The 19185-nt window shown below is 52.6% G+C and carries 12 protein-coding genes; all 12 read left to right on the top strand.

From position 1 onward, the window contains the following. Positions 1-3: 3 nt before the first annotated feature. The 12 genes from ACOBQJ_RS12160 to ACOBQJ_RS12105 all read left to right on the top strand — a co-directional run bounded on the left by ACOBQJ_RS12160 (position 4) and on the right by ACOBQJ_RS12105 (position 19112). The gene (locus tag ACOBQJ_RS12160; protein ID WP_421072038.1) at positions 4-495 is read left to right on the top strand and encodes a hypothetical protein; all 492 of its coding nucleotides are present in this window, start codon (positions 4-6) and stop codon (positions 493-495) included. A 17-nt stretch (positions 496-512) separates the two neighbouring features. Next, positions 513-6917, top strand: coding sequence for a hypothetical protein (locus ACOBQJ_RS12155; RefSeq protein WP_421072037.1), 6405 nt, complete (start codon positions 513-515; stop codon positions 6915-6917). A gap of 35 nt (positions 6918-6952) precedes the next feature. After that, a complete protein-coding gene (locus tag ACOBQJ_RS12150; RefSeq protein WP_421072036.1) occupies positions 6953-8065 on the top strand; it encodes a zinc ribbon domain-containing protein in 1113 nt (370 codons plus the stop codon). A 16-nt stretch (positions 8066-8081) separates the two neighbouring features. Beyond that, positions 8082-9131, top strand: coding sequence for a zinc ribbon domain-containing protein (locus ACOBQJ_RS12145; protein WP_421072035.1), 1050 nt, complete (start codon positions 8082-8084; stop codon positions 9129-9131). Between the two features lie 111 nt (positions 9132-9242). Further along, on the top strand, positions 9243-10493 hold the full coding sequence (locus tag ACOBQJ_RS12140) for a hypothetical protein (RefSeq protein ID WP_421072034.1): 1251 nt from the start codon (positions 9243-9245) through the stop codon (positions 10491-10493). A 25-nt stretch (positions 10494-10518) separates the two neighbouring features. Beyond that, positions 10519-11073 carry a LemA family protein gene (locus ACOBQJ_RS12135; protein ID WP_421072033.1) on the top strand — a complete coding sequence of 185 codons (555 nt, stop codon included), beginning with the start codon at positions 10519-10521 and terminating at the stop codon, positions 11071-11073. Between the two features lie 15 nt (positions 11074-11088). After that, positions 11089-12993 carry a DUF2207 domain-containing protein gene (locus ACOBQJ_RS12130; protein WP_421072032.1) on the top strand — a complete coding sequence of 635 codons (1905 nt, stop codon included), beginning with the start codon at positions 11089-11091 and terminating at the stop codon, positions 12991-12993. Positions 12994-13029: 36 nt separating this feature from the next. Then, positions 13030-13713 (top strand): hypothetical protein, encoded by a 684-nt coding sequence (locus tag ACOBQJ_RS12125; protein WP_421072031.1) that lies wholly within the window; start codon positions 13030-13032, stop codon positions 13711-13713. Between the two features lie 359 nt (positions 13714-14072). Further along, the gene (locus ACOBQJ_RS12120) at positions 14073-15707 is read left to right on the top strand and encodes a class I adenylate-forming enzyme family protein (RefSeq protein WP_421072030.1); all 1635 of its coding nucleotides are present in this window, start codon (positions 14073-14075) and stop codon (positions 15705-15707) included. A 407-nt stretch (positions 15708-16114) separates the two neighbouring features. Continuing rightward, on the top strand, positions 16115-17170 hold the full coding sequence (locus ACOBQJ_RS12115; RefSeq protein ID WP_421072029.1) for a stalk domain-containing protein: 1056 nt from the start codon (positions 16115-16117) through the stop codon (positions 17168-17170). A gap of 249 nt (positions 17171-17419) precedes the next feature. Next, entirely contained in the window at positions 17420-18910 is a 1491-nt protein-coding gene (locus ACOBQJ_RS12110; RefSeq protein ID WP_421072028.1) for an IS1634 family transposase, read from the top strand. Positions 18911-18932: 22 nt separating this feature from the next. Next, positions 18933-19112 (top strand): hypothetical protein, encoded by a 180-nt coding sequence (locus ACOBQJ_RS12105; protein ID WP_421072027.1) that lies wholly within the window; start codon positions 18933-18935, stop codon positions 19110-19112. Positions 19113-19185: the final 73 nt, after the last annotated feature.

The following is a 19185-nucleotide window of genomic DNA, read 5'->3' as shown; positions in this document are numbered from 1 at the left end:
TATATGGAGATGAAACTTGGCCATGCCGGGGGTCCCGGCCAAAAGGCAGTATTAATGTGGCCGGTTTATTTGTGCTTTATGGTGTTTGGCATGTTGATCCCTTTCACCAAAACCGATTTTCAAGCAATGACCTTTGTATTTTCGGTATTGCTCTCTCTGGCAGCCGGCCTGCTGACGGTAAAGCTGCTTATTATGCTGTTTAATATGGTTAACCCGCAATTGCTGGCTGCTGCCGGCCAGTTTGCCGGAGAAGCGGTGGGTACCGGCATGTTGTTCATGGTCCCGTTTACCGTGCTGGCCGTTTTAGCCCAGTTTTTACTGGGCTGGGATGCGGTAATGCCCTTTGCATCAGCGGCAGTTATGACCTCGGTGGCTACTGCCGGCTCAGAAGTGATGAAAAAGGGCGCCCAGGGGATTAAAAATATGATCATCCCGTCGGTTGTAGCCTTTCTGATCTCGACCGGCTGGATGCTTTTGATTGGTTTGTTACCATGAATAGGGGGGTGAACAGCTTGTCGAATCTGCAAAAATACATAAGCATAATTTTTGTTGTTACGGCATTTATGCTGCTGTCAATAAGTTTGCCGGAACCGGCGGCAGCCGCCGACCCCGGTGAAGTGGTCTTCAGAGTTGCCAGAGATAATTTACATAACTTAGATAATGATGGCAAGGTCAGCCCCGGCACAGAACCGGTATCCGGGGGCAGGTTTAAGTTTTATGAGATTATAGGGGACCTGGGCAGCGGCTGGGCTTCTATTTCAGTTGACCACCCTGTCGACGGCGCGACCATGCAGGCAGTACTGAATTGGAAAAATAATGATAATTTAAGGTATGCGGTAGACTTCAACAAAATCAGCGCCACTTCCATGCCGGGCTATGAACTGCATGAGTATACCGCCTCCGATATGGCTGGGGTATGGTTTGTATTACCTGACTATTTGATTGAGGTTGAAATATATGAAACCGGGAATGACAGCGCGGTTGATTTTCAGACGGCCAAAAAAATTGCCGGGCAGGTTATGGAGGGGCTGCAGCAAAGCGGGCCGGCCAGCCAGCCTGCCTTAACTGAACAGGAAAAGCCGGCGAGCCAAGGCGAAAAGATCCCGGCCGCTGCGGCGGGAGTAACCGGAAAACCGCTGGATGAGCCGGTCAAGGTTTCCGATACCATGAATATTGCAGGGGTTTATAACGGAGCGACGGTCCCTACCACATTCAGCGTCAGCAGCCCCCATCTGGTAACCTACATATCGACCTATCACTGGAATAATGCCCGGGGAGTGCCTGGCGGCACTATAGCCCTGAAGGGCAGCGATGGAAAAATATACGGACCCTGGCAGGTCAGCACGAGACCGGGACAGGGGGGAGTACCCAATGCATACTGGGAAGTAACGCCAAATATCGTAATACCCGCCGGTACTTATACAGTAATCGATTCAGACCCGGCCACCTGGTCCCAGAATACACAGTCCGGAGGCAAAGGAATGGGAGAAGTTCGCGCTACTCCTCATTTTGAAACTGCCGGCGGTTCAGTAAACGATTTAAAGAAAGGCACTTCCGGAAGCAGGAAGTCGTCAGCCGCCGGGGGCCATACTGAAAGCCCGGCCGGAGTGGGTTCGGTAGGCAATATACCGGGTCCCTCCAATACAACTGAAGCCCTGGTCGGAGTGGCGGTGCCCGGTTTAATCGCCACAATTTTGGGCGCTATGGCCGGGTTGGGCGGCGGGGGCGGCGGCTTTACCCCGACCGCGGCCGCACCTTTGTCTCCAACTGCGGGAGGTCCGGCGCCGGGTGCGGGAGGAACACCTGGAACTGGCGCCAGGAGCAGCGCTCCAGTCCAGGAGGCCGTAAAGTTGGGGAGAAGGCGGCCCGGAACTCAACCAGGCCCCGGAGCGGATAATTTGAGCATGAACACCGAAGCTCCGCACGCTCAGAAAGAGGGCGGGGACGAACCGGACATATTCATCGATACGGTAGATATGTTTGAAGGGCCGGGGGCCACTACAACAGGGGCTCAAGGCGCACCGGCAGATAAAGGGCTGATTATAGATACCGCGGATGAGGCGGGCATATTTGTACAGCCCGAATCCGGAATAATAATCGAAACTGCGGCAGAAGAGGCCGGGGTTATCAAGCCTGACTCCGGGATTATTATAGATACCGCAGATGAGGCGGGAGTATTTGTTGAGCCTGAACCCGGCTTAATAATCGAGGGTCCTGGAGAAGCCGGTGTAATCAAACCTGGATCCGGGACTTTCATTGACGATTCTGACGGAGGAATACTGGTTGATACCAGTGCCCTGGAAGACAAGGCCCCTGCCGGAGCAGGCGCAGCCCAGGCCGGCGGAGAAGCCGGGGCGGAAGCCGCACCGGTCTCTGGAGCGGAAGCAGCCGGAATTAGTGAAGAAAGCGCCTACGGCCAGGATGGTTACAACAGCGAAGGATTTGACAGGGACGGCTTTGACCGGGAAGGCTTCAACAAAGAAGGCTTTGATAAAGATGGCTTCGACCGTGAGGGCTTTGATAAAGATGGCTTTGACAGCGAAGGCTTCGATAAAGAAGGTTTTGACAAGGACGGGTTCAATAAAGAAGGTTTTAATAAAGATGGGTTTGATAAAGAGGGCTTCGACCAGGAAGGCTTCAATAAAGAGGGCTTCAATAAAGAAGGCTTCGACAGGGACGGGTATAACAAAGCAGGCTTCAACAAAGATGGGTTCAACAAGCAAGGTTACGACAAAGATGGATTTAACAAAGAGGGCTTCGACCAGGAAGGCTTCGACAAAGCAGGCTTCAATAAAGAAGGCTTCGACAGGGAAGGTTTCAACAAAGCCGGCTTTGGCAAGGACGGGTATAACAAAGAAGGCTTCAACAAAGATGGGTTCAACAAGCAAGGTTACGGCAAAGATGGATTTAACAAAGAGGGCTTCGACCAGGAAGGCTTCGACAAAGCAGGCTTCAATAAAGAAGGTTTCGACAGGGAAGGTTTCAACAAAGCCGGCTTTGACAAGGACGGGTTTAACAAAGAAGGCTTCAACAAAGATGGGTTTAACAAGCAAGGTTATGATAAAGAAGGCTTTAACAAGGAAGGCTTCGACCAGGAAGGGTTTAATAAGGAAGGTTTCAACAAGCAGGGTTTTGATAAAGAAGGCTTTAATAAAGATGGTTTCAACAAAGACGGTTTTGACAGAGAAGGCTTTAACCGGGAAGGTTTCGATAAAAACGGCTTTGACCGGGAGGGCTACGGCAAAAACGGCTTTGACCGGGAGGGCTACAACCGGGAAGGTTACGATGTAAACGGTTATGACCGCAAAGGTTATAACCGCAGCGGGTATGACGCCAAGGGATATGACCGGCAGGGTTATGACAAAGCAGGCTTCAATAAAGAGGGATGGGACCGGGACGGTTACGACCGCAACGGTTTTAACAAGGACGGCTTTGACCGGGAAGGCTACGACAAGGCCGGTTATGACAAGGACGGCTATGATCGTGACGGTTATGACCGGAAAGGTATGGAGCGGGAAGGTTATGACGCGGACGGTTATGATCAGGACGGATTTAACAAAAACGGCGTCGACAAAGACGGTTACGACCGGGAAGGCTTCAATTACGAAGGGTATAACCGCGATGGCTATGATCCCTGGGGTTATGACAAACAGGGTTATGGCAAGGACGGCTACCACTGGAGCGGCTACAACGCCGACGGATACAACCGCGATGGGAGACATTGGAGCGAGAATCCCTTTGAAGGGGACGGCAATCCCTTCAATGTAGCCAAGCAGGATCCATTTGGGGAAAAAGAAGTGATACCTTTTGGCGCTGAATGGAAGCCTACCAAACCTAAATTGGGAGAACCGTATCCCCGGACCGTGGAAAAATACGGGCCCAAGCCCTGGACTGATGAGATACCCAAGCCGGAACCGGAAAAACCCACCGTTCCCGCGACGGAAGATACTGGTGTCATCGGCCCTGAAGACCCCATGAATACCTTAAAAAATCATGGACTGGATAAAGGCGCCCCGGCAGCGCCGGAGGGTCCGGATGGAACCGGGCTGCCTATCCCGGAAGAAGATCTTCCGGAAACCGGGCCAGACGGGCGGGACATCCCTGATCAGCAAGTGAAGACCGGGGATTCAGACACCTTTACCTATACTGATCCGGAAACAGGCAAGACTTCCACTTATGAATATGAAAAAGGTTATACCGGCCCCAGGCATGGCGATACTCAAATATTGGTCGGCAAAAGCGACGGGCAAACCTATGAATTGGAATTTGACGCGGTAAAAGGCAAGTGGGTCAATACCGAATCCGGCAATGAATTTAACCCTGACGACTTTGACCGCTGGCAGAATGACCTGGTCGAAGACCATCGCCGGGCGGCCATTGACCTGGAAAAGATGGCCAAACGCGAGGACGCCACCAGCAAATCCATTGATAAGAACCTGGACGACTGGAGAAAGCTGGAGCAAATGCAGAAGGCTGCCGACAAGTATAATATCGGTGAACCCGGCGGCCCCGGAGATGTGGACAAGGCTATCGAAGATTTGAAAAAGGATATGCTGGACGGCAAAGAACTGGACCAGGAGAAAATGGCTAAAATCAGGCGGGTCATCGATAACCGGATTTTAGGGAAAACCACTGGCGACACCGGGGAGCGATGGGAAGAGGATTGGTTCAAAAACCTGGGCTGGGCTCTGGAAGCCAATGCGGCAACCGCCAAAGAAGTTGTGACCGGGGAAAAAGCCGACGGCAGCATTTCCTGGCTGGGTATGGCCGCCAGGATTATGATTACGGCAGCTACCGGCGGCGGCGCAAGCCTTACGACCTTGGCGGGGGAAATCACCAGACAGGGCGCTATGGACGGGATCCTGACGGTGGCGGAAGCCATGTACCGCATCAAGGACTCTATAGACAAGGGAGAGTCGGATTTCAGAGCAGTATCCAAGGCGCTCGGCATGGTCATCCTGGGCGAAGAAATCGGCTGGTTGGCCGGCCAGGCGGGCGGTAAGATAATGGGAGAAATGCTGGAGAGATTCCCGGCGTTTACCAATAAAGCGGCAGATTTACTTGAGAAGCTGATATTGACAGGCAAGGCAGGAGATCAAATGCTCAGTAGTGCGTTTGGCTTTGTAAGCAAGGAATCAGCCGAGGAAGCCATCGACCAGATTAATAAGCGGTTGGTAGACTTAGGCGGTGACGCTACTGCAGATTATATTAAAAAAGGTGCTAAAGCTCTTGACCTGGGAGTAAGCGACTCTTTTGTTGATGTATCCAAAGGAGCTGGAAAAGGATTTGCCGGCAGCCCTTACGATGACATAGCCACCGGGTTTGGCAAAGCGCCCTCCGGCAGTGCTGACATATCTGCAGGCGCCGGCAGGGCAGCATCCGGCAGTGATGATATAGCCGGGGGGGTAGGCAAGGCAGCATCCGGCAGTGGAGATGATTTAGCTAAAGGAGCCGGCAAGGCAGCTCCCGGCAGCGGTGATGAGCTGACAAAAGGAACAGGCAAGGCAGCATCCGGCAGTGACGATATGGGCGCCGGAGCCGGCAAAACCGCCCCCCGCAGGGATGATATGGCCAAAGGGGCCGCTGGTACAGCTGACAGCCCTCAAGCTCCCGATGGTCCGGGTGCGCCGCAAAAAACTGCCGGCGCAGGCGGAGATGGTCCGGAAGGGCCTCCGCGAACAGGCGACGGCGGCGGAGACGGGCCGGGAGATCCGGGCGGGCACCCGCCCGGTGACGGAGATGCCGGATGCACACTTAATCCTAACGCCAGGACGCGAGAAGAAGTGCTGGCCGATCCGGCGGCAGTTGCCAGAGCAGAAAATACTGTGCGAAACAGTACCAGAGATTTTGACAATCTGCCTCCGGCCCGGCAGCAGGAACTGATCCGGGAACAGGCCATCTACGATGAATACAGGATGCAGGCCCAGGAAAGAAACTATAACCTGGCTGACAAAGTCCAGCGGGGAGAACGGATAAGCGTTGAAGACGTCATGGAAATGAAAGCTGACCCGGCTTCCATGAGGACCCTGAAGAACCTTGAGCGTACTGATGGTATTGGAGCGGAACTGGGTGAGCTCAGGACCCGCCAGGTACAGACAGAGTTTAACCAGGTGCTGGATACACAGGTACACCAACCCTCTTACCGGGCGGTTGAAGACCATCTCAGCGCCAGGTATAACGGTGCGCAAACACGTTGTAACACGGTGCGCACACCCGGCACCGAGGACGTTCCCTGGAACGTAAATACCGACAACGATGTTATCGCCGAACGCCTGGTCGTTCGCCCCGATGGGACCGCTGAATGGGTGGAGATCCCCAAATGCGAATGGGAAGACGTGTACTATGAATCCTTTGCCAGGAATTCCGGTTTTAGTGTCGATGAGGCCGCGCGCCGGTTCCCGGGCAGGGATTGGGCCAATATGGATGATGCCGCCCGCTGCCGGGAATGGGCCAACCTGCATGAAGAAACTCCTATGGATGTGTTTGATCCTATGGCCGCCCGTGATTACAGCAGCCAGCGCACCGCTATCCTAAATGGAGAAAGGCCGTGCGGGCCATTATTTGACCGGGACGGTAATATGCTCAGAGATCCCATTGATGCCGAACAACTGGGGATGATGGAAAAACATAAGGCAAACGACTATTGGAACAAGGGCGAAACCCCGGCCGAGATTATGAGAAACCAGACCGAGTCCCTGGAACAGGTGCGCAAGACGGCAAACGTAGTCCGGAATCTTGAAGGAGGCACGCACAATATGCCGACTAATATGCAGGAAGCGATAAGAGTAGTAAATAACAACAACCTGTCGCCGGCTTTAAGGGCGGCCCGCCTGCGGGAACTGGGATACAATACGCCGGGAGACCTGACTGAAAAATTAACCAGCCGTATCGGCTCTTTCCGGGCCGGGAACAGGTAGCGGTTTAACAAATTATCAAGTGGGGAGGCAAAATAATGGATAATAACCAGAACGAACTGGTTGGTACCGAGGTGTTTAAGCTGGCGCCGGATGACATTAACCATCTGTTCAGGCGCTCGGGGGTAAAAGGGAACAGCCTGTCCCCCTTTACTTACAATCCCGAACAGGCGGCCACCAGCAGCCCTTCCGAATTGTTTAAGTCACTATCCGAGAGCCCCAGGCTGGGCCAGGTTGCCGGGAGGCTGCTGGAACCGGATTTGAAAATCGAGTTTAATCGCGGCGGGGCCGGCGCGGCTGACGATAAGTATTACGTCCTGCTGTCTAATGCCGATAAAACTGTTTTAGCACAGATGGTGAACTCTCAGGGAGATATCCTGCTGCTGCTGTTCGATGACTGGCAGTCGTTCCTGGAATGGTGGACCGGTGTTTATGCCTCTCCGGGTATGGGTAACTACCAGAAAGTGTTCCCGAATGTTATGGAAATCGAAGTCCTGGTCTGTGCCCTGCACTGTATAGATATTTACCGCCGCTCTTATATGGAAGGCATGCTGGATTTCCGCAGCGGGTTAAGTTTATCACTGACCACCAACGATTTTGTGCAGCTGTTAAAACGTTCACTGGCCAGTAAAGATAAACGGTGGCTGCTGCCCACCATGTTCGAAGTTACCCCCGGCCTGAAAAACAGCAGCATCGCTTTAAAACCCGAACATATTAAGCAGGCCGGGGAGTTAGGCTTTGTGACCAGTAATGAATCCACATTGACTTTGGGCGAACGGTCAAGAATTATGGGAACCGAATTTATGACCAGCTGGCTGGGAGCCATCGGCTGGCAGGCAACTGCTTCGGTAAACGGCGGAGAACGCAGCCTTTCCCGGGTATACCTGGCGCCGACCGCGTTTGCCAATCACCTTTTTTCCTTTGAGACCGGGGCTAACGGAGAGGGCCGTTTCAGGCACCAGGCCAGTACCGCCGCTGAACTCAAGCAAACGCTGGTGAAATGGATGGAAGCATTACAAAAGGCAACCGGCCGGCCGGCCCCGGCAAAAAGCGAGAAAAAAGACACGGCCAAAGCTAAATTCTGCGGCCAGTGCGGCACTGAAATCAGGCCCGGCAAAAAATTCTGTACCAAATGCGGCGCCGCGCTGTAAAAAGGAGTGAAGGAACGTGAGCGACCTGAAGTTTTGCCCCCAGTGCGGGGCCGGGCTGGTACCCGGTGACAGGTTCTGCGGCGATTGCGGCTTTGATACTCAATCTCCGGCCACGCCGGCCGCGAGCCCGCAAGCGCCGGAAAACAAGCCCGCCCAGGCTCCGCCCCCCGCGGCTGTTAATAAGCAGCCCCCAGCAACACCGCAGCCTCCTGCTATACAGCAGCCTTCCGGCGGGCGATTTGCGCCCGGGGGTCCGGCCCAGCCGCTGGGTACCAAGAGCGGGGGAAATAAAAATGCTTTAATGATCATGATTTCTTTACTGCTTGTGCTTTTTCTGGGGGGAGGGGGCCTTTACTGGTGGTTTTCCAGGGGCGAAGACCCCGGTAAGGCAGCCACCGTACCATCCGCCCGGAACAACGGGGCGGCAACCCCGGCCGCCTCACCGTCGAATTCACCTGCAGCGGCGACGGTTGACCTGAGCCGGGCCTCCACTTACCTGTCGGAGCCAGGGCTCAAATGCACCTTTTTTGTCAATTACCCGGATGGAATGTCGGGGGTGGTGGAGCGCTTCAGCGCCCGGGTGGTTCCCAATGAAACAGTGCGGGTGAGCGAGGTGGAAACCGGCGTGGAACGGGGCGAGGCCTTTGGTTATGGATTTCATTATGTGGAACGGGCGGATGGGACCTATTACATTTTAGATGAAACCCCCTTTGAGATATTCCCGGCCTTAAAGAATAATTTAACCGTGGGACAAACCTGGTACTACCAGGATGAGTTCGGGAAGGTTACCTGGACAGTAGTGGATATGAACGTGGACCTGGACCTGGGATTTGCCGTTTTTGAAGACTGCCTGCTGGTGAAAGAGGACAACCAGGCGGCACAGTTTCAGTCCATCACTTATTATGCTCCCGGCCGGGGCAGCGTCCTGGTCAGGGACCCGAGCGGGTCAGTTGACTATTACAAACTGACGGCCCTTGCCCGGATAGACGCGGCCCAGGCGGCAGCTGCCGTAAAACAGTGGTCTCCCAACTATGCGGAGATTAAGGATGACCGCAGCGTGTCATAGAGCGTGTCAAGGGGACGGTTCTCTTGACACAAACGTGTCAAGGGGACGGTTCTCTTGACACGATCAGGATGATTAATACCTCTACCCCTCACTAAAAAAGGAGGATTTGGGATGCCGGTTGCTTCAGGTCGGATGGAATTGTGGCGGCGCATGGCCTTGCTCCTTGGCGTTATTGCCGGTTTAGCTTTGTTTTTCTATGTGGCGCCGGCACTGGTCAGCGTAACTGCGGTGGACTGGGCACAGGAGCAGGCCGATGAGCTGAGATCGCCAAGCGGTTATGTTTCCGCGGAAGACAAAAGGCTCAGTCAACTGCCCCTGGAGGACTATATAAAGGAAAAGACAGGCGGCAAAGCAACCCCGGTTGATTCCAGGCAGTGGGCGGACTTCTTCCAGCAGGTGCAGTTGGCCAGCGGCAGTCAGTATGGAGTGTCGTCTTATGGAGACCGGGTCAGTGATGAGGATAAAGATGCTTTCTGGAAGCCGATAGGCCCGGTGCAGGTCTTCTTCAAACCTGACGAAATTCCCTGGGCCCAATGGGGACTTGCTGCCGAAGACGGGGACGGAGTTTATGTCAGTACCACGGTGGGCGGCAAAACGGCTTATTTACTATTGCGCTATCTGGATTACAACAACAGCGTTTCGGCTATGTCCAAACCATACCGGGTAGCGCCAGGCTGGCTTTATCACCCCTATCGCAACCTGGGACTCGGGATAATGGCTGCTGGCCTGCTGCTCTATATCTTTTTGCCCCGCCGCAGGAAACAGCCCGATGACATTGCTTACTCTGCAGGGAGTATGCTGGCAGGCGATATTGTCGCTTTGATCCTCTTGCTGCCTTTTTATGGGCTGCCCTTTTTAGTCAACGGAGGGACGGTGCAGGCGGTTACAGGCATGTGGCCGGTCAGCGCGGCGATGTGGTTCCTGGCCTGTATCTGTGTGATGCTGCTCTATTACAATGCCTGGTATGCATCCTACCGGATTGAACTGACTCCCGAGGCCATGTACCGGATAACATTCAGGGGTGTACAGGAGTACCGCTTCGATGAAATTGCCACTGCCGGCCTGGTTACATTAAGAAATCCGGGCTGGTTTCGCAAGCTGTTTATGGCCCTGGCCCTAATATCGTTTATGGGGAGGCGCAGTTCACCCCAGCCGGTCGGCAGTGCCATACTGGCAGCGGGCGCGGCTTATGGCGGCCTGGAGATCAGCGGGCGCGGAAAGCCTCTTTATATCTGGTTTACAGATCAATGGGGAGGTACAATAATCCGCAACTTCAACCGGGTGCCGGAGGCCTTCCGGTCGGCCGGTGTGCGCATTAACCAGGAACCCAGGGAAATAGAGGGATTCTCAATGTTCCTGTAGACGCTAAAAGAAAGGGAGGAGAAAAATGTTAATAGGAGTACTGGCAGGACTGCTGCTGATTGTAGCCGTTTACTTAATAGCCACCTACAATAAGCTGGTGCAGCTGCGGCAAAGGGTGCAAAACGCCTGGTCCCAGGTGGATGTGCAGCTCAAAAGGCGCTATGACCTGATCCCCAATCTGGTCAACACGGTCAAAGGCTATGCCCAGCACGAAAAAGATACCCTGGAAAGAGTGACGCAGGCAAGAAATATGGCCATGGAGGCCGGTAACATTACCGACCAGGCCAAGGCGGAAAATATGTTAAGCGGAGCTTTAAAATCCTTGTTCGCGGTGGCGGAAGCCTATCCAGACCTGAAGGCCAATACCAATTTTATGCAGCTGCAGACCGAGCTTAGCGATACCGAAAGCAAGATTTCCTTTGCCCGCCAGTTTTTCAACGACACGGTGCAGATTTTCAATACTAAAATAGAAGTATTCCCCAACAACCTGGTTGCCGGTATGCTGGGTTTCCAAATGGTTGATTATTTTACCCTCCAGGGTGAAGTGGAAGCCAGGCAGAATGTAAAAGTGAATTTCTAAAAGGGGCTTTATCGCATGAAAAGATACAACAGACAACGGTTCAATTTTAAGAGCTGCCTGGTCATTTTAGTTATAGGGCTGCTGCTGCCCCTGGTGTTTACCGATACAGCCAGGGCAGAGCGCAGTTTTGACATGAGGCAGATAGTGGTCGAAGCGAAAGTGCTGCCGGATGCTTCCATGCAGGTTGCGGAAAGGTTGACGGTTGATTTTTCCGGCCAGTGGAGCGGCTTTTACATCAGCATCCCCCGGGGTGACTCGCCGGTCACGGAAGTGGCGGTGTCCGAAAACGGCCAGCCTTACAAATTCAATTCAGGCAGTCAATACGGCCCTCCCGGCACTTACCTGGTTAAGAATGAGAACAATAAAACGACCATCGACTGGAGTATTAACGCCAAAGATCAAGTGCGCACATTTGACATATCCTACCGCGTTGTCAACGCGGTTAAGCTCCACAGCGACGCAGCCGAGCTCTACCGCAAATTTATCGGTTCGGACAATGCCCAAAAAGTCCGTGAAGTAAAAGTAAACCTGCAGCTACCGGCGGGAGCGGCGAATTACGAGCAGGGCAAAGACATACGGATCTGGGGCCACGGGCCGCTCAACGGAGAAGTGAATTTCACCGCTCCGGGTGTCGTCACCTGGCAGGTTAAAGGCCTTCCCGCCCGTACATTTGTGGAAGGACGGGTAGTCATGCCGGCGGCATTATTCCCTGCCGCTCCGGCCGAAGCTTACACGGGTAAAACAGCCCTGCCGGGCATACTGGCCGAGGAACAGAAATGGGCCGGGGATGCCAACCGGCAGCGCCTGCTGGCGCGGGCGGAAGTCGGCGGGGCGGCGGCCGCCCTAATGCTCGCCGCGGGGATCGTATTTCTCTTATGGCGCAAATACGGGCGCGCCTACGCCACTCAGTTCGACGGCCCTTACTACCGCGAGCTGCCCGGCCAATACAGCCCGGCGGAACTCAGCGCGCTCTGGAATTTCAGGAAGATAAAATCCCATGACCTTACCGCCACTATACTGGATTTAGCCCGGCGCAAGTTCCTGTCAATTGAGGAGGAAAGACAGGAAGTGCGTAAAGTGTTAGGCTCCAGGGAAGTCAAGACATATCGCCTCACCTTCCTTCCCGCGCCTGAGCCGGCTTCTCTCAGAAAGCCGGAGGAAGCCGTTTTGAGCCCCCATGAGCAGGCCCTGCTGGACTATTTGAACCACACCGTTGCCGGCGGCCGCGACTTTCTATATTTAACCGATATAGAAAATTTCGCCAGGAAATACGGCAGTTCTTTTTACGGCTTCTGGCAGCAGTGGACGGCGGGCGTAAACGGGCAGGGAGAAGAATTGGACTTTTTTGACCACAGCGGCAATATGCCCCTGGTAACCTTGTTAGCCGGACTCGCGTTCTTTATCCTGGGATCGGCGGCCGTCGCCAACACCAACATGGCTATATTAGGCGCCGCGCTGATGGTCGCCGGGGCCGTCATAGGCCTTGTTCCCCGGTCGTTTAAAAAACGCTCCCCCACCGGGCAGGAGGATTTTACGCGCTGGCAGGCCTTCCGTCGCTTTCTCCAGCATTTTTCGCAGATGGACCGCCATGAAATACCCAGCCTGATCATCTGGGAAAACTACCTGGTCTACGCGGTAACCCTGGGGGTGGCCAGGGAGGTGATCAAGCAACTGGAAATAGTGTTTCCCAGCATGCAGGACGGCGACTACCGTTTTGGTTACGGCTGGCTGGCCTATGGCTCCTGGCACAGCTTTAACGCCTTTCACGATTCCTTTAACGACATAGGGACTGTAATGGAACGCTCGCTTAAAACCGCTCATAAGGCGGTTAGCAAGTCGTCGTCAGGTTCCGGCGGCGGGGGCGGATTTTCCTCCGGCGGCGGCGGTGGCGGCGGTGGTTCGAGCTATGGCGGCCGTTAGCGATATACAAATCAAAGCGTTGGGAGGAGAGATATAATGCTCTGTCCGCACTGTGGGGCCGACTCTGAAAAAAACGTCAGGTTCTGTGTGAACTGCGGCGGCGCCATGCCGGAAGCTGCGAAAAAAGAAAAAACTGTCAATAAAAAATTGATCGGCTTTTCAACCCTGATAAAAGATCCGGCTTTTGCCCGGTATATAAAGAATTCTAAACGCTGGTCGTATATATTCGCATCGATCCTGGCGCTGGCCGCCGTAGTGGGTTTTTATATCTATGGCGAAACCAGTACGGAGATGGATAATCCCGAGGCGCTCTATATCGGCCTGGGCATCGGCGGGATGTTCCTTGCCATTGCCCTGTTCCAGAGCATAGGAAGAAACAGGAGCACTACCTGGGACGGTGTGGTGGTTGATAAACAAATACACCAAAAAAGGCGCAAGCGGCACTCCGGGGGTAATGATTATCACTGGGAGCAATATGTTTTGTTCACAGTAGTTGTACAGAGGGATGACGGCAAGACGCACACCATAAGCGCCGAGGATGACGATACGGTTTTCAACTATTACCAGGTTGGCGACAAGGTGCGGCATCATGGCGGTTTAAATTCAATGGAAAAATACGATAAATCAAGGGACGAGATTATCTTTTGCAACGCCTGCGCTTATTTAAACGACATAAAGGATGATTATTGTGTCAAGTGCAAGTGCCCGCTGCTGAAATAGTAAAATGTACAAGGACACGGATTTATCACACCTAATGGTTTCGTATTAATAAGGCATCATAATAGACAGTTATTTGATTATCCGGGGCTGCTGACGTTTTATCGGTTAGAAGCCCTGGTTGTATTTTGGGAAGTATTGGAGTGAGCGCCGCTGCGGCAGTGGTTATATACTGCAAGCTTTTTGCCGGGGTGCTGCGTGCTGATAATCCTTCGAGCCAGGGCGCATAGCAAGCGGTTGATTAACTGCTTGTATCGATTTATAATTGGTGGTAGTGTTTTGCGCTGCTTTCGTTAAGCGCTTCCTAAAATTTAACATATAATATTTTAGCTATGATGGCAGAACGGGAGGATAAGGAGAAAATGCCTATCACGGAGATATTGGCGCGCAATGCCAGGATGTATGGACCGGAGATATGCCTGACCGAGATTAATCTGGATCTCCAGGAGAGCCATAATGTCACCTGGCGCGAGTACGAACTGATTGAAAACAGCCCCGCGGGTGAATACCGGAGGGAAATGACCTGGCATGTTTTTAACGAGAAAGCAAACCGGCTGGCCAACCTGCTGCTCAGGAGGGGGATAAAAAAAGGAGATAAAGTAGCTATACTTTTAATGAACTGCCTGGAGTGGCTGCCGATTTATTTTGGCATATTGAAAACCGGCGCAGTCGCAGTGCCGTTAAATTTTCGCTACACTGCCGAGGAAATTAAATACTGTTTGAATTTGTCCGATACCATTGCCTTGATCTTCGGGCCCGAGTTTATCGGCCGGGTAGAAACGATTTATGACCAGATACCTAATGTGAAGACGCTATTTTTTGCCGGAGAAAACCGCCCGTCCTTCGCTGAAAACTATGACCGGCTTACCGCCAATTGTTCCTCTGAAGCGCCGCTGATCAAACTGGCGGACGAAGACAACGCGGCAGTATATTTCTCTTCGGGCACTACCGGATTTCCAAAAGCAATCCTGCACACGCACCAGAGCCTGATGTCGGCTTGCCATACGGAATATCAACACCATGGCCAAACGAGGGAAGATAATTTCTTGTGTATTCCGCCGCTTTACCATACCGGCGCCAAGATGCACTGGTTCGGCAGCCTGCTGTCGGGGAGCAAAGCCGTTTTGCTGCGCGGAGTCAGGCCTGAATGGATCCTGAAAACTGTCTCCGAAGAAAAAATTACTATTGTCTGGCTCCTGGTCCCCTGGGCGCAGGATATTCTGGACGCTATTGACAGAGGAGACGTGAAGCTGGAAGACTACGAGCTTTCCCAGTGGAGGCTGATGCACATAGGCGCTCAGCCGGTTCCGCCCAGCTTAATCCACCGCTGGAAAAAATATTTCCCCAACCATCTTTATGATACCAATTATGGTTTAAGTGAATCGATCGGCCCCGGATGTGTCCATTTAGGCACTGAGAACATTCATAAAGTCGGCGCCATCGGCATTCCGGGTTACAATTGGGAAGCCAAGATTACCGATGAGAATGGAAGCCCGGTAACCCGGGGTCAGGTCGGGGAATTGGTTGTCAGGGGACCGGGTGTGATGAAATGCTACTACAACGACCCGGAAGCGACTGCTGAAGTGATCAAAGACGGCTGGCTGTTTACCGGGGACATGGCCCGCATGGATGAAGACGGTTTTATTTACCTGGTTGACCGGAAAAAAGACGTTATTATCAGCGGCGGAGAAAATATATACCCGGTGCAGATCGAAGATTTTCTGCGAGCGCATGGTGCAATCAAGGACGTGGCAGTCATTGGATTGCTGGATGAGCGCGTGGGTGAAATAGCGGCGGCGATTATAGAAATAAAACCGGGCTGCCGGTGCACGGAAGAAGAAATAACTGCCTTCTGTGCTCCGCTGCCGCGTTACAAACGCCCGCGAAAAATTATTTTTGATAAAGTGCCGCGCAATCCCACCGGCAAGATTGAAAAACCTCGTTTAAGGGAAAAATACGGCGCGATAAGTTTAGTGGCGGCCCAGACGGAAAGATAAATACTCTTAAAAAAACGGGGGATTTTCACTGTTACAGGTGAGAGTCCCTTGTTAATTTATGGGAGCCTGCGCAGTTAAAATGAACCAAACCCGACAATTTGGCGTCTAATGATTATGATAGGCGTCTGCAGGGTTCGGGGGTTTTTGAAGCGCCCGGTGTTGCGACAAAATTGCAACAAAAACTACATTTTCAGCAAAAATTAAGGTTTCTTTCAGCAGGGATTTACCCTTGCTCTGGTAAAAGTTAATGTATATACTCAAAATATAAATATTTATGATTTTTGTAAATAAAAGTCTAAAATATTTTTGTTTACCACATGCTGGGGGGTGTTTTATGCCCGAATACAAGTTTTTGGGCCGTATATATTAGTTAAGCAACTAAAAAATACTATGAAGGGGTTGGTAAGATGAAAAAAAGGATTATAATTGGACTGCTGGTGATGGCTTTAGTGCTGACAATAGCTGTGGCTGCGAGCGCCACCACGGGCTCCAAGCAGATCAATGCCACCTACCGCGGCATTATGCTTATGGTGAACGGCAATATAGTCACAGCACAGCCTGGTATGGGGGAACCGTTTATTGTAGATAGTGAAGGAAGGACTTACATACCGGTCAGGATGGCGGCGGAGGCGTTAGGACTTAATGTCGAGTGGGTGGACTGGCTCAACGCGGTGCAGATAACCGGATCCGCTTCTACGGATGAACTTGAAGCCCTCAGGGCTGAAAACGCAAGTTTAAAAAAACAGTTGGAAGAATATCAAGACGGTGAAAGTGACGGTGACTTGGGCGACCTTGAAGAAAACTTGATCGACGATTATGACTACCTGGTAGACGTGGAAATTGACGATATCAGCCTTGACGGCGACGAAGACGATGTCGATGTAACGATTGAAGTTGACCTCGGTGATTATGAGGACGAATGGGCGGATTTGGACGACAGCGACATCGAGGACTTTCTCAAGGACCTGGTGAGCGATATACAGGATGAATTCTCAGATGACACGGTAGTTGACGGCGTGATCACCGATATCGACAGTGACGATGATCTGGTTGAATTTTATAAAGACGGGGACGAAGACCTGGAAGTGGATTACTACGATGAAGACTACCGTGACGGCGGTTCCAGCGGGGATGAAGATGATGTCATAGACGAGTTGGAAGACGACACATACTATGTTGGCCCGGTAGAATTTGAAATGAGTTTAGATTATGATGATGACGATGACAGCGTATCCGCAGACCTTGATGCGTTTGAGGACGGTTCGGCCGATGACTGGGACGACATGAGCAGCTCCGAAATAGAGGACGATGTGATAGAAATCTGCGAGGATATCGCCAGCGCTTTTGATGACGATGCGGACATCAGTCTGGACACCATTGAAATCAAGTTCTATGATGAAAACGGTGACGAGCTTAATAGCTATGAATACGATGTAGATGATGAGGAGCTCGACGAAATCTAAACAAATAAAACCCGACAGGGCCGGAACAGAGTGTTCCGGCTCTTTTGTTTATTATGCCATATTATGCGAGGACGTAAAAAGATTTGTGTAAATGGTTATACTTACCACCTGACTTGACCGCTTTTTGTGAATTGCGAACCTTTCATGCCAAAAAAACCTTGAAAAATAGGCATTTTGCTATAGCGTCAGGGCAAAAATGTATGCACTAACGGGGTGGTTACTAACGGCATTTCGGTATACAATCAACGTATGCCAGCTTACATCCGAAAAGTAAAAAGCAAAAGCGGCGCGACCTCTGTCCAGATCGAGTACAAACGTGGGCGTGAGCGTACCGGTATCGTGCACATCGGGACGGCGCATAACGACGCCGAACTCAAGCTTCTCTGCGCCTTGGCCAACGTGAAGATGCACGAAGGCCAATTGTCCCTCGCTTTTGACCTTACGAAACAAAGCGACAGGGAGGCGCGGCTTAAAAGGTCGTATTCGGGGCTGCTATGGGACGTGCTAAACGGCGTATACGACACGCTCGGGTTTAACGCGGTAGACGACCCTGTTTTCAGGCAACTCGTCCTCGCGAGGATCATCGAGCCGGCCTCCAAGCTCGATGCGATCCGCATCCTTGACGGGCTGGGTCTTGATGCGACGTCCAATACTTCCATCCATCGCTGCTTGAAACGGATTGTCGACAACAAATACAGGGACGCCGTCAGCGGCATGTGCTTTAAGCGAACCGCCAAGGCCGCTCTGACACTCGTCCTCTACGACGTGACCACGCTATATTTCGAGATACAGAAAGACGACGAATACAGGAAGCCGGGGCTTTCGAAAGAGCGCAGGCTCGAGCCGCAGATCACGGTCGGATTGCTGGTCGATAGGTCGGGCTTCCCGCTCGAAATCCAGAGCTTCGAGGGCAACCGCGCTGAAGTCAAGACGATTGTCCCGGTGCTCGCGGGCTTTAAGGAGCGCCACGGGCTTTCCGGCATCACGGTCACTGCTGACGCCGCCATGCTTTCCGCAGGGAACATCGAGGTTCTCGAGCGTCTTGGATACCACTACATCATCGGCTCGAAACTCGCAAAGACGCCGTACGAAATCGAGGCACACCTGTCGGGAGACGAAGATTTCGAAGACGGCCAGATCTTCGAGTCGCGCAAGACTGTCACAATCGACGGCAAGCGCACAAAACGCCGAGAGATTTTCCAGTATCGCCAGAAACGGGCCGCGCTCGACTTGTCGAACATCAACAAAACGGTCGCGAAGGCTCAGAAGATTATCGACAAGAAGGCAGACATCAAGCGGAACAGGTTCCTGAAAATCACGGGCGACAAAAGGGAGATCAACCTTGCGCTTGTTGAGAAGGCCCGCCACCGGGCCGGCATCAAAGGATACATCACAGACCTGGGCATCCCGGCGCAACAGGTGATTGACGCGTACCACCAGCTGTTCCAGGTAGAGAAATCTTTCCGCATGTCGAAGTCAGACCTGAAGGCCAGACCTATCTTCCACCACAAACGGGATTCAATCGAGGCGCATCTGACGATTGTGTTCACGGCGCTCGCAGTCGCGCGCCATATCGAAGCTCGGACTGGAATCAGCATCAAGAAGTTCGTCAAAACGCTTGAACCCGTCCGCACCGGTGTCGTTTCGATTGGAAGTGACACGTTTGAACTAAAGCCGGAAATTCCGGATGCGGCTTCGTCGCTTCTCAAGAGATTGTCATCCGGTAAAAGTATGCACTAATTCGGTCAAGTCGGGGGACGACATGAGCAGCTCCGAAATAGAGGACGATGTGATAGAAATCTGCGAGGATATCGCCAGCGCTTTTGATGACGATGCGGACATCAGTCTGGACACCATTGAAATCAAGTTCTATGATGAAAACGGTGACGAGCTTAATAGCTATGAATACGATGTAGATGATGAGGAGCTCGACGAAATCTAAACAAATAAAACCCGACAGGGCCGGAACAGAGTGTTCCGGCTCTTTTGTTTATTATGCCATATTATGCGAGGAC

The sequence above is a fragment of the Pelotomaculum propionicicum genome, assembly GCF_048984525.1.
In the GTDB taxonomy this organism is placed as follows: domain Bacteria; phylum Bacillota; class Desulfotomaculia; order Desulfotomaculales; family Pelotomaculaceae; genus Syntrophopropionicum; species Syntrophopropionicum propionicicum_A.
Note: the sequence above shows the minus strand (reverse complement) of the source record. Positions and strands in the feature narration are given on the sequence as shown.

Excerpts from the sequence above, each read along its gene's own strand:
- ACOBQJ_RS12160 (WP_421072038.1), top strand. The coding sequence starts at position 4 with ATGGAGATGAAACTTGGCCATGCCGGGGGTCCCGGCCAAAAGGCAGTA.
- ACOBQJ_RS12150 (WP_421072036.1), top strand. The coding sequence starts at position 6,953 with ATGGATAATAACCAGAACGAACTGGTTGGTACCGAGGTGTTTAAGCTG.
- ACOBQJ_RS12140 (WP_421072034.1), top strand. The coding sequence starts at position 9,243 with ATGCCGGTTGCTTCAGGTCGGATGGAATTGTGGCGGCGCATGGCCTTG.
- ACOBQJ_RS12135 (WP_421072033.1), top strand. The coding sequence starts at position 10,519 with ATGTTAATAGGAGTACTGGCAGGACTGCTGCTGATTGTAGCCGTTTAC.
- ACOBQJ_RS12130 (WP_421072032.1), top strand. The coding sequence starts at position 11,089 with ATGAAAAGATACAACAGACAACGGTTCAATTTTAAGAGCTGCCTGGTC.
- ACOBQJ_RS12125 (WP_421072031.1), top strand. The coding sequence starts at position 13,030 with ATGCTCTGTCCGCACTGTGGGGCCGACTCTGAAAAAAACGTCAGGTTC.
- ACOBQJ_RS12120 (WP_421072030.1), top strand. The coding sequence starts at position 14,073 with ATGCCTATCACGGAGATATTGGCGCGCAATGCCAGGATGTATGGACCG.
- ACOBQJ_RS12115 (WP_421072029.1), top strand. The coding sequence starts at position 16,115 with ATGAAAAAAAGGATTATAATTGGACTGCTGGTGATGGCTTTAGTGCTG.
- ACOBQJ_RS12110 (WP_421072028.1), top strand. The coding sequence starts at position 17,420 with ATGCCAGCTTACATCCGAAAAGTAAAAAGCAAAAGCGGCGCGACCTCT.
- ACOBQJ_RS12105 (WP_421072027.1), top strand. The coding sequence starts at position 18,933 with ATGAGCAGCTCCGAAATAGAGGACGATGTGATAGAAATCTGCGAGGAT.